The 13,823-nt window shown below is 57.8% G+C and carries 14 protein-coding genes, 1 pseudogene and 1 riboswitch; of the genes and pseudogenes, 11 read left to right on the forward strand and 4 right to left on the reverse strand.

The window, feature by feature from the left end:
• Positions 1-23 precede the first annotated feature (23 nt).
• Positions 24-500: a kinase inhibitor gene (locus tag A4308_RS10595; RefSeq protein ID WP_014883071.1), complete on the reverse strand. Its 477-nt coding sequence runs from the start codon at positions 498-500 to the stop codon at positions 24-26.
• Between the two features lie 48 nt (positions 501-548).
• Positions 549-1,838 (reverse strand): adenosylmethionine--8-amino-7-oxononanoate transaminase, encoded by a 1,290-nt coding sequence (gene bioA, locus A4308_RS10600; RefSeq protein ID WP_072251790.1) that lies wholly within the window; start codon positions 1,836-1,838, stop codon positions 549-551.
• An 86-nt stretch (positions 1,839-1,924) separates the two neighbouring features.
• On the opposite strand from bioA, the gene bioB reads away from it, so the two are divergent.
• The 4 genes from bioB to bioD are packed head-to-tail and all read left to right on the forward strand — an operon-like array spanning position 1,925 to position 5,552.
• Positions 1,925-2,965, forward strand: a complete 1,041-nt coding sequence (bioB, locus tag A4308_RS10605) for a biotin synthase BioB (RefSeq protein WP_008501133.1) — start codon at positions 1,925-1,927, stop codon at positions 2,963-2,965.
• Entirely contained in the window at positions 2,962-4,119 is a 1,158-nt protein-coding gene (bioF, locus tag A4308_RS10610; RefSeq protein ID WP_014883073.1) for an 8-amino-7-oxononanoate synthase, read from the forward strand. The genes bioB and bioF overlap by 4 nt, the downstream gene beginning before the upstream one ends.
• Positions 4,103-4,858 (forward strand): malonyl-ACP O-methyltransferase BioC, encoded by a 756-nt coding sequence (gene bioC / locus A4308_RS10615; RefSeq protein ID WP_045281105.1) that lies wholly within the window; start codon positions 4,103-4,105, stop codon positions 4,856-4,858. Before bioF ends, bioC begins: the two co-directional genes overlap by 17 nt.
• Positions 4,851-5,552, forward strand: a complete 702-nt coding sequence (bioD, locus tag A4308_RS10620; RefSeq protein ID WP_045269738.1) for a dethiobiotin synthase — start codon at positions 4,851-4,853, stop codon at positions 5,550-5,552. Before bioC ends, bioD begins: the two co-directional genes overlap by 8 nt.
• Here bioD and A4308_RS10625 read toward each other — a convergent pair.
• Positions 5,515-6,237: an ABC transporter ATP-binding protein gene (locus A4308_RS10625; protein ID WP_023332449.1), complete on the reverse strand. Its 723-nt coding sequence runs from the start codon at positions 6,235-6,237 to the stop codon at positions 5,515-5,517. The genes bioD and A4308_RS10625 overlap by 38 nt on opposite strands.
• A gap of 750 nt (positions 6,238-6,987) precedes the next feature.
• Here A4308_RS10625 and uvrB point away from each other — a divergent pair.
• Complete coding sequence (gene uvrB / locus A4308_RS10630; protein ID WP_014883077.1) at positions 6,988-9,003, forward strand: excinuclease ABC subunit UvrB; 2,016 nt, start codon at positions 6,988-6,990, stop codon at positions 9,001-9,003.
• 73 nt (positions 9,004-9,076) lie between these two features.
• On the opposite strand, the pseudogene yvcK reads toward uvrB, so the two are convergent.
• Positions 9,077-9,984: pseudogene (gene yvcK, locus A4308_RS10635) on the reverse strand (uridine diphosphate-N-acetylglucosamine-binding protein YvcK).
• 226 nt (positions 9,985-10,210) lie between these two features.
• A riboswitch (molybdenum cofactor riboswitch) is annotated at positions 10,211-10,345 on the forward strand.
• On the opposite strand from yvcK, the gene moaA reads away from it, so the two are divergent.
• The 6 genes from moaA (at position 10,333) to A4308_RS10665 (ending at position 13,812) form a co-directional block, all read left to right on the forward strand.
• Positions 10,333-11,322, forward strand: a complete 990-nt coding sequence (gene moaA, locus A4308_RS10640) for a GTP 3',8-cyclase MoaA (protein ID WP_063308513.1) — start codon at positions 10,333-10,335, stop codon at positions 11,320-11,322. It overlaps the preceding riboswitch by 13 nt.
• A gap of 24 nt (positions 11,323-11,346) precedes the next feature.
• Positions 11,347-11,859 (forward strand): molybdenum cofactor biosynthesis protein B, encoded by a 513-nt coding sequence (gene moaB, locus A4308_RS10645; protein ID WP_032637144.1) that lies wholly within the window; start codon positions 11,347-11,349, stop codon positions 11,857-11,859.
• 3 nt (positions 11,860-11,862) lie between these two features.
• The gene (gene moaC / locus A4308_RS10650) at positions 11,863-12,348 is read left to right on the forward strand and encodes a cyclic pyranopterin monophosphate synthase MoaC (RefSeq protein ID WP_014883081.1); all 486 of its coding nucleotides are present in this window, start codon (positions 11,863-11,865) and stop codon (positions 12,346-12,348) included.
• Positions 12,341-12,586, forward strand: coding sequence for a molybdopterin synthase sulfur carrier subunit (gene moaD, locus A4308_RS10655; protein ID WP_014883082.1), 246 nt, complete (start codon positions 12,341-12,343; stop codon positions 12,584-12,586). Before moaC ends, moaD begins: the two co-directional genes overlap by 8 nt.
• A gap of 1 nt (position 12,587) precedes the next feature.
• Complete coding sequence (gene moaE / locus A4308_RS10660) at positions 12,588-13,040, forward strand: molybdopterin synthase catalytic subunit MoaE (protein WP_063308514.1); 453 nt, start codon at positions 12,588-12,590, stop codon at positions 13,038-13,040.
• A 64-nt stretch (positions 13,041-13,104) separates the two neighbouring features.
• Entirely contained in the window at positions 13,105-13,812 is a 708-nt protein-coding gene (locus A4308_RS10665; protein WP_014883084.1) for a Bax inhibitor-1/YccA family protein, read from the forward strand.
• The last annotated feature ends 11 nt before the right edge of the window (positions 13,813-13,823 follow it).

Consider the following 13,823-nt stretch of genomic DNA (forward strand, 5'->3'; position numbering starts at 1 on the left):
GCGTAGCCGCCACCCGGCTTTTTTTACGAATACATCGCCGTAATCGACGCGCTACCAAGCGAATGGAAATGCACGTTAAAGCCTACCATCGCGCCACTCGCGCCTTCATCGACCTCAATCTTGTCCACATCCAGCGCATGCACCGTGAAGATATAGCGGTGGGTTTCCCCTTTTGGTGGCGCTGCGCCGCCGTAGCCCGCTTTACCAAAGTCAGTGCGCGTCTGAATAGCGCCTTCCGGCAGGGCGACCAGGCCGGAGCCGGAACCCTGCGGCAGCACGCGCGTGTCGGCAGGCAGGTTTGCTACGATCCAGTGCCACCAACCGGAGCCGGTTGGCGCATCCGGGTCGTAACAGGTCACGACAAAGCTTTTCGTGCCAGCCGGAACCTCATCCCACGCCAGGTGCGGGGAGATATTATCGCCCTGATACCCCATGCCGTTGAAAACGTGGCGTTCCGGCAGCTTTTCGCCGTCGCGCAGATCTTTGCTGATGATTTTCATACGGTTTACCCTCGTTAATCACTCGTTCTCGAAGTGTAACGCATAGGGCTAAATCGTGAAATGCGCGGGTATGTTGACCGCGTCGACTACCGCGGCGGTGAGCTTACGCAGCTGCTCAGCAGTGATGATATACGGCGGCATCAGGTAGATAAGCTTGCCGAAAGGCCGCACCCAGACGCCCTGCTCAACGAAGAAGCGCTGCAGCGCCGCCATATTCACCGGATGCGTGGTTTCAATTACCCCGATGGCGCCCAGCACGCGCACGTCCGCCACAAAATGGGCTCCCGAGGCGGCGCTCAGCTCGTCTTTCAGCTGCGCTGCAATCGCCGCGACCTGCGTCTGCCACTCGCCGCTCTCCAGTATGGCGAGGCTTTCACTTGCGACGGCGCAGGCCAGAGGGTTGCCCATAAACGTCGGACCGTGCATAAAGCAGCCCGCGTCGCCGTCGCTGATGGTGTCGGCAACATGACGGGTCGTGAGGGTGGCCGAGAGCGTCATGGTGCCGCCAGTCAGCGCTTTGCCCAGGCATAAAATATCCGGGGCGATACCCGCATGCTCACAGGCAAACAGCTTCCCGGTGCGGCCAAAGCCGGTGGCGATTTCATCGGCAATCAGCAGAATGCCCTCGCGGTCGCACATCTTGCGAATACGCTTCAGCCATTCCGGATGATACATCCTCATTCCGCCTGCGCCCTGCACAATCGGCTCCAGGATGACGGCGGCGATATCATGACGATGTGCCGCCATGAGTCGCGCGAAGCCAACCATGTCCATCTCGTTCCACTCGCCGTCGAAGCGGCTTTGCGGGGCAGGCGCGAACAGGTTTTCCGGCAGGTACCCTTTCCACAGGCTGTGCATGGAGTTATCCGGGTCGCAGACCGACATCGCCCCGAAGGTATCACCATGATAGCCGTTGCGGAACGTGAGGAAGCGCTGGCGCGTTTCGCCTCTGGCGTGCCAGTACTGCAGCGCCATTTTCATCGCCACTTCCACCGCCACGGAGCCGGAATCGGCCAGGAAGACACACTCCAGCGATTCAGGGGTCATTGCCACCAGGCGACGGCACAAATCCACCGCAGGTTGATGGGTGATCCCGCCAAACATGACGTGCGACATCTGGTCAATCTGGGCCTTCATCGCCGTATTCAGGCGCGGGTGGTTATACCCGTGAATGGCCGCCCACCAGGAGGACATCCCGTCGACGAGCTGTTCACCGCTGGCAAGGTGCAGCTCGCAGCCGTGGGCCGAGGCCACCGGATAGACGGGAAGAGGGCGGGTGGTGGAGGTGTAAGGGTGCCAGATATGCTGCTTGTCGAAGGCGAGATCGTCCTGGGTCATAATCGACTTGTAAACCATTTTGAAAAGTTTTAGGTTTACGAGTATAAACCGAACCGAAAATTAACAAAACCCTTTGGAGAAGCCCGATGGCTCACCACGCACGCTGGACGATGTCGCAAGTTACTGAATTATTCAATAAACCTTTCCTTGAGCTGATGTTTGAAGCCCAACAGGTGCATCGTCAGCACTTCGATCCGCGCCATGTTCAGGTCAGCACGCTGCTGTCGATCAAGACCGGCGCCTGTCCTGAAGACTGCAAATATTGCCCACAGAGCGCACGCTATAAAACCGGTCTTGAATCCGAACGCCTGATGGAAGTAGAGCAGGTGCTCGATTCCGCGCGTAAGGCGAAAAACGCCGGCTCGACCCGCTTCTGCATGGGGGCGGCGTGGAAGAACCCGCACGATCGCGATATGCCGTATCTGGAGCAGATGGTGAAAGGGGTGAAGGAGATGGGCCTCGAAGCCTGTATGACGCTCGGAACGCTGAACGAAGAACAGGCGCAGCGCCTCTCGGCGGCAGGACTGGATTACTACAACCATAACCTCGATACCTCGCCGGAGTTTTACGGCAACATCATCACCACGCGCACCTATCAGGAGCGTCTGGATACGCTGGACAAAGTGCGTGACGCGGGGATCAAAGTCTGTTCCGGCGGTATTGTGGGCTTAGGTGAAACGGTGAAAGATCGTGCGGGTCTGCTGCTGCAGCTGGCGAACCTGCCAACGCCGCCGGAAAGCGTCCCGATTAACATGCTGGTGAAGGTCAAAGGCACGCCGCTGGCGGATAACGAAGACGTGGACGCGTTTGATTTTATTCGCACTATCGCGGTGGCGCGCATCATGATGCCGACCTCTTATGTACGCCTTTCTGCGGGCCGTGAGCAGATGAACGAGCAGACCCAGGCAATGTGCTTTATGGCCGGGGCCAACTCCATCTTCTACGGCTGCAAGCTGCTGACCACTCCGAACCCGGAGGAAGACAAAGATGTTCAGCTGTTCCGCAAGCTGGGGCTGAACCCGCATCAGACCGAGGTGCTGACGGGCGATAACGAGCAACAGCAGCAGCTGGAGCAGCAGATTTTCAATGCCGACACCGACCAGTTCTACAACGCGGCAGCAGTATGACCTGGCAGGCACGTATCCAGTCGGCGCTCGACGAGCGTCGGGCGACTGATGCGTTTCGCGTACGCAAGGTGGTCGAAAACGGCGCAGGCCGTTTTCTGACCCGCGACAGTCGGCGTTACCGTAACTTCTCCAGTAACGATTATCTCGGTCTTAGCCAGCATCCGGCTATCGTTCGCGCCTGGCAGCAGGGGGCAGAGCGGTTTGGCGTGGGCAGCGGTGGATCGGGGCACGTTAGCGGCTACACCCCGGCACATCAGGCGCTGGAGGAGGCGCTTGCCGACTGGCTGGGCTACCCGCGCGCGCTGTTGTTTATTTCGGGTTTTGCCGCCAATCAGGCGGTGATTACCGCCCTGATGGGGAAGGACGACCGCATTGTCGCCGACCGCTTAAGCCATGCCTCGCTGCTGGAAGCGGCAAGTTTGAGTCCGGCTCAGCTGCGCCGCTTTGCCCATAACGATGCGGGGCAACTCGCTGCGCTGCTGGATAAACCGTGCGAGGGGCAACAGCTGGTGGTCACGGAAGGGGTATTCAGCATGGACGGCGACAGCGCACCGCTTGCCGTACTGCACGAGGCTGCCAGACAGCAACATGCCTGGCTGCTGGTCGACGATGCCCACGGTATCGGCGTGACGGGTGATGAAGGGCGGGGAAGTGTTCACCAGCAAGGCGTCAGGCCGGAGCTGCTGATAGTCACTTTCGGCAAAGGTTTTGGCGTGAGTGGCGCCGCCGTACTGTGCAGCGAGTCCGTTGCAGACTATCTGCTGCAGTTTGCCCGGCACCTGATCTACAGCACCAGCATGCCACCGGCGCAGGCCGTGGCGTTGTCTGCGTCCCTGGCCGTCATTCGTAGCGCAGAAGGGGAGGAACGTCGCCAGCGGCTGGCAGAGCATATCTGCCGCTTCCGTCAGGGACTGGCGGCGCTTCCTTTCCGCAGTACTGATTCGCAAAGTGCCATCCAGCCGGTGATCGTAGGGGAAAACGCGCAGGCGCTCTCCCTGGCACAAACGCTGCGCGATCGGGAGATGTGGGTCACGGCTATTCGTCCACCCACCGTACCGCCGGGCACGGCGCGTCTGCGGCTCACGCTGACGGCGGCGCACGAGACCGAGGATATTGCTGCACTTCTGGAGGCGCTGCATGTTGCCAGTCAATAAGCAGGCCATTGCGGCGGCGTTCGGCCGGGCCGCGCGCAGCTATTCACAGCACGATGAACTGCAGCGCCAGAGCGCACAGGGGCTGATGACGTTGCTCGGCGAGAGGCGCTTTACCCAGGTACTTGACGCCGGGTGCGGCCCCGGCGGGAATAGCCGACTCTGGCGCGAGGAGGGAAGTCACGTGACGGCCATCGACCTGTCTCCCGCTATGCTGGATGAGGCGCGCCAGCAGCAGGCTGCGCATCGTTATCTGGTGGCGGACATCGAGGCGATTCCGCTGGCGGACGCGCAATTCGATCTGGTCTGGAGCCATCTGGCGGTGCAGTGGTGCAGCAGCCTGCCGCAGGCGTTGAGCGAGCTTTATCGCGTCGCCTGCCCGGGCGGCAAGGTGGCGTTTACCACGCTACTGGAAAGCTCGTTACCTGAGCTCAATCAGGCCTGGCAGGCGGTGGATGAACAGCCGCACGCCAACCGCTTTTTGTCATATGAGCAGGTTACGCAGGCCCTGGCAGGCTGGCGCTATCGCAGTACGGTGCAGACCATCACTCTCGATTTTAGCGATGCTTTAAGCGCGATGCGCTCGCTGAAGGGCATTGGCGCCACGCATCTGCATGCCGGGCGCGAGAAAAAACCGCTGACCCGGGGCCAGCTGCAGCGCCTTGAGCTGGCCTGGCCGCAGCAGCGGGGCCAGTTCCCGCTCTCTTATCAACTTTTTCATGGGATTATTGAACGTGACTGAACGTTATTTTGTCACCGGGACGGATACGGAAGTGGGCAAGACGGTTGCCAGCGCTGCCCTTTTGCAGGCGGCGCGAAAGCTTTGGAAAAACACCGCCGGGTATAAGCCTGTGGCTTCCGGCAGCGAGATGACGGCGGAGGGGTTACGTAACACCGACGCGCTGGCGCTTCAGCGTAACAGCACGCTCGAACTCGCCTATTCAGCGGTGAACCCGTATACCTTTGCCGAGCCGACCTCGCCGCACATTATCAGCGCTGATGAAGGCCGTCCGATTGATTTTGCCGTGCTCTCTGCCGGGTTACGAACCCTGGAAAGCCAGGCCGACTGGGTGCTGGTGGAAGGTGCAGGCGGGTGGTTTACGCCGCTCTCTCAGGACCAGACGTTTGCTGACTGGGTGCAGGCCGAGCAACTGCCGGTCATACTCGTTGTCGGCGTCAAGCTCGGGTGTATTAACCACGCCATGTTGACGGCACAGGCCGTTCAGCAGGCAGGGCTGCGTCTCGCGGGCTGGATAGCCAACGACGTGGTCACGCCGGGCAAGCGACACCATGAGTATCTGACGACCCTCAAACGGGTGCTCCCCGCGCCATTCCTGGGGGAGATCCCCTGGCTTGCAGACGATGCCGAACAGGCCGAAACCGGTCAGTATCTTGACCTCAGCGTCTTGCTTCCAGCGACATCCAGTGGGCAATAAGCTCATCGTTGAGTTCGTTAACGTGGCCCTGTGCCACGTTACGTCCGCGGTAGAGCATGCAAAACCGATCCGCAACCCGGCGGATAAACGACAGCTGCTGTTCTGCTAGCAGCACCGTCATCCCAAGCTCCCGGTTTAGCCGTACCAGCAGTTGTGCAAGCTTATGGGCAAAGCCCTGGCCGGCACCGTGCATAGGTTCATCCAGAATCAACATACGCGGGCGATTGACCAGCGCATTTGCCAGAGCAAGCTGATACTGCGCCTCTGGCGAAAGGGCGTTGCCTCGCGTCTGACGCAGCGCGTAAAGTTCGGGAAAGAGCTCGTACACTTCACTTTTCGCTGCCGGGTCGGATTTATCCATCGCCCGCATGGCAATGTGCAAATTTTCCTCAATCGTCAGCTGAGAAAAAATCCGCCTGTCCTGCGGGACATAGCCAATCCCCGGTCCGGAACGTTGTTCGGCCGTCTGGCTGAGTAAATCACGCGGCGGTGCACCCGCTTCATGCCAGATGATGGTGCCGCTATCCACGGGCACTTTCCCGGCGATGCAATTCATTAGGGTGGTTTTTCCCATCCCTGGCAGGCCAACAACGCCGGTACACATCCCTTGCGGAAAATCTAAATCCACGTTCCATAGCGTATGTTGGCTTCCGTAAAACTGATTCACTGCACGCAGACTCAACATCTTTCTCTCCTTAAAAATGTGTCGGTGACGCTCGGTTTTTGATTGTGCAAAACCCCTGCCAGAAACCGTGAAGTGATTAAAAAAGCGGCTTTTTTAAGAATGTTCCACCACTAAGTGGGGTAAGGAAACCCGGAATTGCACATCGACGGTGCTGGCGGTGTTGAGTCGTGGTGCAGGGTAAAATGGCGGAAATGTGAGCAAGATCCCATCAGGTGGTTATGAATGACGCAACTATTTATCGACAAAAAATAGCGATAAAAATTTTTTGTTACCGTCTCGTGGGAAAATCCGGGAATTTGCCGAGCGGCAGTCTGCATGGGCTGGAAGCAGTTATCCACTATTCCTGTGGATAACCATGTGCATTAGAGTTAGAAAACACGCGATAAGCGAGAGAAGACGCGGCTTTCGCCCAAATTGACGCGAAACGCGGCTTTAGAAAATATCGTTTAAAATTTAATTGCTTAGATAAAAGCAATTACCGTAATGAAAGTGTCACGCGCTACCATAAAACTCTCATTACCTGGCTTGACAAATGTTAAAAAAGAAAAAGTTCTGGGGATAACCCACGTTGACTGGTTTTTTATCTCGTCAGAGTCGAAATTTTATCCATTAACGCGCTAATCCTTAAGCCGCTATGCTAAATATCCTGACATGCTACTGGTTTTTCATCCAGTGTTTTTTACTGGCATTCCTGGCAACAACGAGTAAAATTACTCACCTGCCGCTTATAACGTCATCAGGTCGTCGCCCATGAGTAAACCGTTCAAACTGAATTCTGCTTTCCGTCCATCTGGCGATCAGCCTGAGGCGATCCGTCGTCTGGAAGAGGGGCTGGAAGATGGGCTTGCGCACCAGACGCTGCTGGGGGTAACCGGTTCCGGTAAAACGTTCACCATCGCCAACGTGATCGCGGATCTGCAGCGCCCTACGATGGTGCTTGCCCCCAACAAAACCCTCGCGGCACAGCTTTACGGCGAGATGAAAGAGTTCTTCCCGGAGAACGCCGTTGAGTATTTCGTCTCCTACTACGATTACTACCAGCCGGAAGCCTATGTGCCGAGCTCTGACACCTTCATCGAGAAAGATGCCTCAGTGAACGAACACATCGAGCAGATGCGACTGTCGGCGACCAAGGCGCTTCTGGAGCGTCGCGATGTGGTTGTGGTGGCGTCGGTTTCGGCGATTTACGGCCTGGGCGACCCGGACCTCTATCTGAAGATGATGCTCCACCTGACGCAGGGGATGATCATCGATCAGCGTGCGATTTTGCGCCGACTGGCGGAGTTGCAGTACACCCGTAACGACCAGGCATTTCAGCGCGGAACGTTCCGCGTGCGCGGGGAGGTGATCGACATCTTCCCGGCGGAATCGGACGATATGGCGCTGCGCGTTGAGCTGTTTGATGAAGAGGTTGAACGTTTATCGTTGTTTGACCCGCTAACCGGTCACGTTGAGTCGGTGATCCAGCGTTTTACCATCTACCCTAAAACGCACTACGTGACGCCGCGCGAGCGTATCGTGCAGGCGATGGAAGAGATCAAAGTGGAGCTGGCTGAACGCCGTAAGGTGCTTCTGGCGAACAATAAGCTGCTGGAAGAGCAGCGCCTGAGCCAGCGAACCCAGTTCGATCTGGAGATGATGAACGAGCTCGGCTACTGCTCCGGTATTGAAAACTACTCCCGTTTCCTCTCCGGTCGTGGGCCGGGTGAGCCGCCGCCGACGCTGTTTGACTACCTCCCGGCCGACGGCTTGCTGGTGATAGACGAATCCCACGTCACCATTCCGCAGATTGGCGGGATGTACCGCGGTGACCGCGCGCGTAAAGAGACGCTGGTGGAGTACGGGTTCCGTCTGCCGTCGGCACTGGATAATCGTCCGATGAAGTTTGAAGAGTTTGAGGCGCTGGCGCCACAGACTATTTACGTGTCGGCCACGCCGGGCAACTACGAGCTGGAGAAATCGGGCGATGAGGTGATTGATCAGGTGGTTCGTCCGACCGGGCTGCTGGATCCGATTATCGAAGTGCGTCCGGTGGCGACCCAGGTGGACGATCTGCTCTCTGAGATCCGCAAGCGTGCCGCCATCAACGAGCGTGTGCTGGTGACCACGCTCACCAAGCGTATGGCGGAAGACCTGACGGAGTACCTGGAAGAGCACGGCGAGAAGGTGCGTTATCTGCACTCGGATATCGATACCGTGGAGCGTATGGAGATCATCCGCGATCTGCGTCTGGGTGAGTTTGACGTGCTGGTAGGGATCAACCTGTTGCGAGAGGGGCTGGATATGCCGGAAGTCTCGCTGGTGGCGATTCTGGACGCGGATAAAGAGGGCTTCCTGCGTTCCGAGCGCTCGCTGATCCAGACCATTGGCCGCGCCGCGCGTAACGTCAATGGCAAAGCGATTCTCTACGGCGACAAAATTACCCCGTCGATGGCGAAAGCGATTGGCGAAACGGAACGCCGCCGTGAGAAACAGCAGCGCTATAACGAAGAGCACGGCATTACTCCGCAGGGGCTGAACAAGAAAGTGGTGGATATTCTGGCGCTCGGTCAGAACATTGCGAAGACCAAAGCGAAAGGCCGCGGCAAGGCGCGTTCCGTGGTGGAAGAAGATACCGTCGTACTGACGCCGAAAGCGCTGCAGCAGAAGATCCACGAGCTGGAGGCGCAGATGATGCAGCACGCCCAGAACCTGGAGTTCGAAGAGGCGGCACAGATCCGCGATCAGCTTCATCAGCTGCGGGATTTGTTTATTGCGGCATCGTGAGTTGGTGATGTGTTTTCTCCCTCTCCCTGTGGGAGAGGGCCGGGGTGAGGGCAACAGGCCGCATAAAACGAACCTAACCCAGCGCCTGAATCGCCTTCTCCAGCGCTTCGCGCAGCAGATGGCGGTCGTGGCGGTATTTAATATCGCTGGCCTCCAGCGGCACCTGAATCACCACCCGCTCGCCGATACCGGAGACATCCACCTTAGGCCCAACCACCACGCCGTCGATGATTTTCTTGCCGACGTACTGCTCCATCAGGCTCAGTTTGTCTGCCAGCGACAGGCTTGCCGCCGCCGGGCTCAGCTCACGCCCCAGATTACCGATGTAAACCATCGGAGCAGGGGTGCGACGCAGCGCCTGCGCCAGCTCTTTGACCAGCAGGATCGGCATCAGGCTGGTATAAAAACTGCCCGGGCCAATCAGGATTAAATCCGCTTCGCCAATCGCTTCGACGGCTTCACGCGTCGCCGGTACGCTCGGGTAGGTCATCAGCTCTTTGGGCGGCAGCAGAAGCTGGTCGATATTCACTTCGCCGTACACTTCGTGATCGTCAGCATCAATGGCCATTAAATCCACCGGCTGTTCTGACATCGGGATCAGGAACGCATCCACCTTCAGCAGATTTCGTATCAAATTGATGGCTTCAAGCGGGCGCACGCTCAGGTGATCCAGCGCCTTAAGCATTAAATTTCCAAGGTTATGCCCGGAAAGTTCCCCGTTGCCGCCAAAACGGTACTCAAACATCGCTGATGCGACGCTCGGTTCGGTAATCAGCTGGTTGAGACAGTTGCGCATATCCCCCAGGCGATGCCGCCTTCGGCACGTCTGATCCGCCCGGTTGAGCCGCCATTATCGGTGGTTGTCACTATCCCTGTCAGCCTTGAGCCCAGTGACGACAAAGAGGACATCACCCGGCCCAGACCGTGGCCTCCGCCAAGAGCGACCACTCGGTCAAGATCCGCAAAAGTGCGATTGCGCATACCAATTCCTTATCACGTTTGATCTGCGTAACACTACCTGAACTACCCCTAAAAGACGATGCCTCATACGAAGCAAAATGACGTATATCAATGCGAAAAGAGGGTTTTTAGGTATTCTGTAGCGAAAATGCACGATTGAGTCGCTATATACATAATTATATAGCGAAAGGCGATGATGGCGAAGTGAGAATTTCCGCGCTACTATCGCCATAACCACGTTTTCGAATTTGAAAACATACACTCTAGCCTTTGTGCCTGTGTCGAAAGATATGGCGCTCTGGCCGTGGCGGATCTGCCACCAGGGTACAGAAAGAAATGACTGTGCCTCCCGTATCTGGAAAGGTGTACATGGCTTCACAACTGACTGATGCTTTCGCGCGTAAGTTTTATTACTTACGTCTGTCGATTACCGATGTGTGCAACTTCCGTTGCACCTACTGCCTGCCCGACGGTTACAAACCGGGCAGCGTCACCAATAACGGCTTTCTCTCCGTGGATGAGGTGCGCCGCGTTACGCGCGCGTTCTCCGGGCTTGGCACCGAAAAGGTCAGGCTGACCGGAGGCGAACCTTCTCTGCGCCGTGATTTCCCCGACATCATTGCCGCCGTGCGTGAAAACGAACATATCCGCCAGATTGCGGTGACCACCAACGGTTACCGGATGGCGCGTGATGTGGCGACCTGGCGCGACGCGGGCTTAACCGCCATCAACGTCAGCGTGGACAGCCTCGATGCCCGCCAGTTTCACGCCATTACCGGCCAGGACAAGTTCCGCCAGGTGATGGACGGCATCGACGCGGCATTTGCGGCCGGGTTCGAGAAAGTCAAAGTCAATACGGTGCTGATGCGTGATGTGAACCATCATCAGCTCGATACCTTCCTGGCATGGATGAAATCCCGCCCCATCCAGCTGCGTTTTATCGAGCTGATGGAAACCGGTGAGGGCAGTGACCTGTTCCGCCGCCATCACATTTCCGGCATGGTGTTGCGCGACGAGCTGCTCAAACGTGGCTGGATCCGCCAGATCCGCCAGCGCAGCGACGGCCCGGCGCAGGTCTTCTGCCACCCGGATTACGAGGGTGAGATTGGCCTTATCATGCCCTATGAGAAAGACTTCTGCGCCAGCTGTAACCGTCTGCGCGTCTCCTCCGTGGGCAAGCTCCATCTCTGCCTCTTCGGCGACGGCGGCGTAGATCTGCGCGATCTGCTGGAAGACGATGCTCAACAGGAAGCGCTTGAAGCGCGCATTTCTGAAGCTCTGACGCACAAAAAACAGACCCACTTCCTGCATCAGGGCAACACCGGCATTACTCAGAACCTGTCTTATATTGGCGGGTGATCAGGCTTAAGAAGGAATCAGAAGATGAGTCAGGTAAGCGCAGAATTTATCCCGACACGCATTGCTATTCTTACCGTTTCCAACCGCCGTGGCGAAGAGGATGATACGTCCGGCCACTGGCTGCGCGAGGCGGCCCATGATGCGGGGCATCACATCGTCGATAAAGCGATTGTGAAAGAGAACCGCTACGCCATTCGCGCGCAGGTTTCGCAGTGGATTGCCAGCGATGAAGTGCAGGTGGTATTGATCACCGGCGGCACCGGTTTTACCGCAGGCGATCAGGCGCCTGAAGCGCTGATCCCGCTGTTTGACCGCGAAGTGGAAGGCTTCGGCGAAGTATTCCGCATGCTCTCCTTTGAGGAGATTGGTACCTCCACGCTGCAGTCGCGCGCCGTCGCCGGGGTGGCCAACAACACCCTGATTTTCGCCATGCCGGGCTCGACCAAAGCCTGCCGCACCGCATGGGAAAACATCATCGCCCCGCAGCTGGATGCCCGTACCCGTCCGTGTAATTTCCATCCCCATTTAAAGAAATAAGCTATGTCACAACTGACCCACATTAACGCCGCCGGCGAAGCGCATATGGTGGATGTCTCCGCCAAAGCGGAAACGGTGCGCGAGGCGCGCGCGGAAGCGTTCGTTACCATGCAGCCGGAAACGCTGGCGATGATTATCGACGGCAGCCACCACAAGGGTGACGTCTTTGCCACCGCCCGCATCGCCGGTATTCAGGCCGCCAAGCGCACCTGGGACCTCATTCCCCTTTGCCATCCGCTGATGCTTAGCAAGGTGGAAGTGAACCTGCAGGCGCAGCCGGAGCATAATCGGGTGCGCATTGAGTCCCTGTGCCGCTTAACCGGGAAGACCGGCGTTGAGATGGAAGCCCTGACGGCAGCCTCCGTTGCCGCGCTGACCATCTACGACATGTGTAAAGCGGTGCAGAAAGATATGGTGATTGGCCCGGTTCGCCTGCTGGCAAAAAGCGGCGGCAAATCCGGTGATTTTAAGGTGGACAGCCATGATTAAGGTGCTCTTTTTTGCCCAGGTGCGCGAGCTGGTGAATACCGACAGCCTGACGCTGGAGGGCTCTTTTGAAAACGTCGCCGCCCTGCGTGCGCATCTGGCCGCACAGGGCGAACGCTGGGCGCTGGCGCTGGACGAAAGTAAGCTGCTGGCCGCCGTGAACCAGACGCTGGTTGAGTTCAGCCATCCACTAACCGCAGGGGATGAAGTGGCCTTCTTTCCGCCGGTCACAGGAGGTTAAGATGGCTGAGCCCCGAATTCTGGTGAGCCCGGCGCGTTTTAACGTGGGGACAGAATATGACTGGCTGGCCGAGCGTGACGAAGACGGCGCGGTCGTGACGTTCACCGGCAAGGTACGCAATCACAACCTCGGTGACAGCGTGAAGGCGCTGACGCTGGAGCACTACCCGGGCATGACGGAGAAATCGCTGGCGGCCATTGTGGAAGAAGCGCGTGGCCGCTGGCCGCTCGGGCGCGTCACGGTGATCCACCGCATCGGCGAGATGTGGCCAGGCGAAGAGATTGTCTTCGTGGGCGTGACCAGCGCGCACCGCGGCAGCGCGTTTGCGGCAGGGGAGTTCATGATGGATTACCTCAAAACTAAAGCGCCGTTCTGGAAGCGGGAAGCGACGCCGGAAGGGGAGCGCTGGGTGGAATCCCGCGATAGCGATAAACAAGCCGCCAGCCGTTGGTAGTCGGTTGACGTGGATGTGTTAATCTTAACGTGTGTGTCTACTTAATCTTAATCAGGAGTGAATCATGGACCGATTTCCGCGTTCCGATTCAATAGTACAGCAGACCCGTAGCGGCCTGCAGACGTATATGGCTCAGGTGTACGGCTGGATGACAGTTGGCCTGCTGCTTACCGCGTTTATCGCGTGGTATGCGGCGAACACGCCTGAACTGATGATGTTTATCTTCTCCAGCAAAATCACCTTCTTTGGGCTGATTATCGCGCAGCTGGCTCTGGTGTTTGTCCTCTCCGGGCTGGTGCAAAAGCTCAGTGCGGGGATGGCGACCACGCTGTTTATGCTCTATTCGGCGCTAACGGGGCTGACGCTTTCCAGTATTTTCATCGTCTACACCTACTCCTCCATTGCCAGCACGTTTGTGGTAACCGGCGGGATGTTCGGCGCGATGAGCCTTTACGGCTACACCACCAAACGTGACCTGAGCGGTTTCGGCAGCATGCTGTTTATGGGGCTGATCGGGATTGTGCTGGCGTCGCTGGTGAACCTGTGGCTGAAGAGTGAAGCGCTGATGTGGGCCGTGACCTACATTGGTGTGGTGGTCTTCGTTGGGCTGACGGCGTATGACACCCAGAAGCTGAAAAACATCGGCGAGCAGATCGACGTGCGTGACAGTTCAAACCTGCGCAAATACTCGATTCTGGGCGCGCTGACGCTCTATCTGGACTTCATCAACCTGTTCCTGATGTTGCTGCGTATTTTCGGCAACCGTCGTTAAGGTTGTTTTGC

Source organism: Enterobacter sp. ODB01 (genome assembly GCF_001623605.1).
Classification (GTDB): Bacteria; Pseudomonadota; Gammaproteobacteria; order Enterobacterales; family Enterobacteriaceae; genus Enterobacter; species Enterobacter kobei.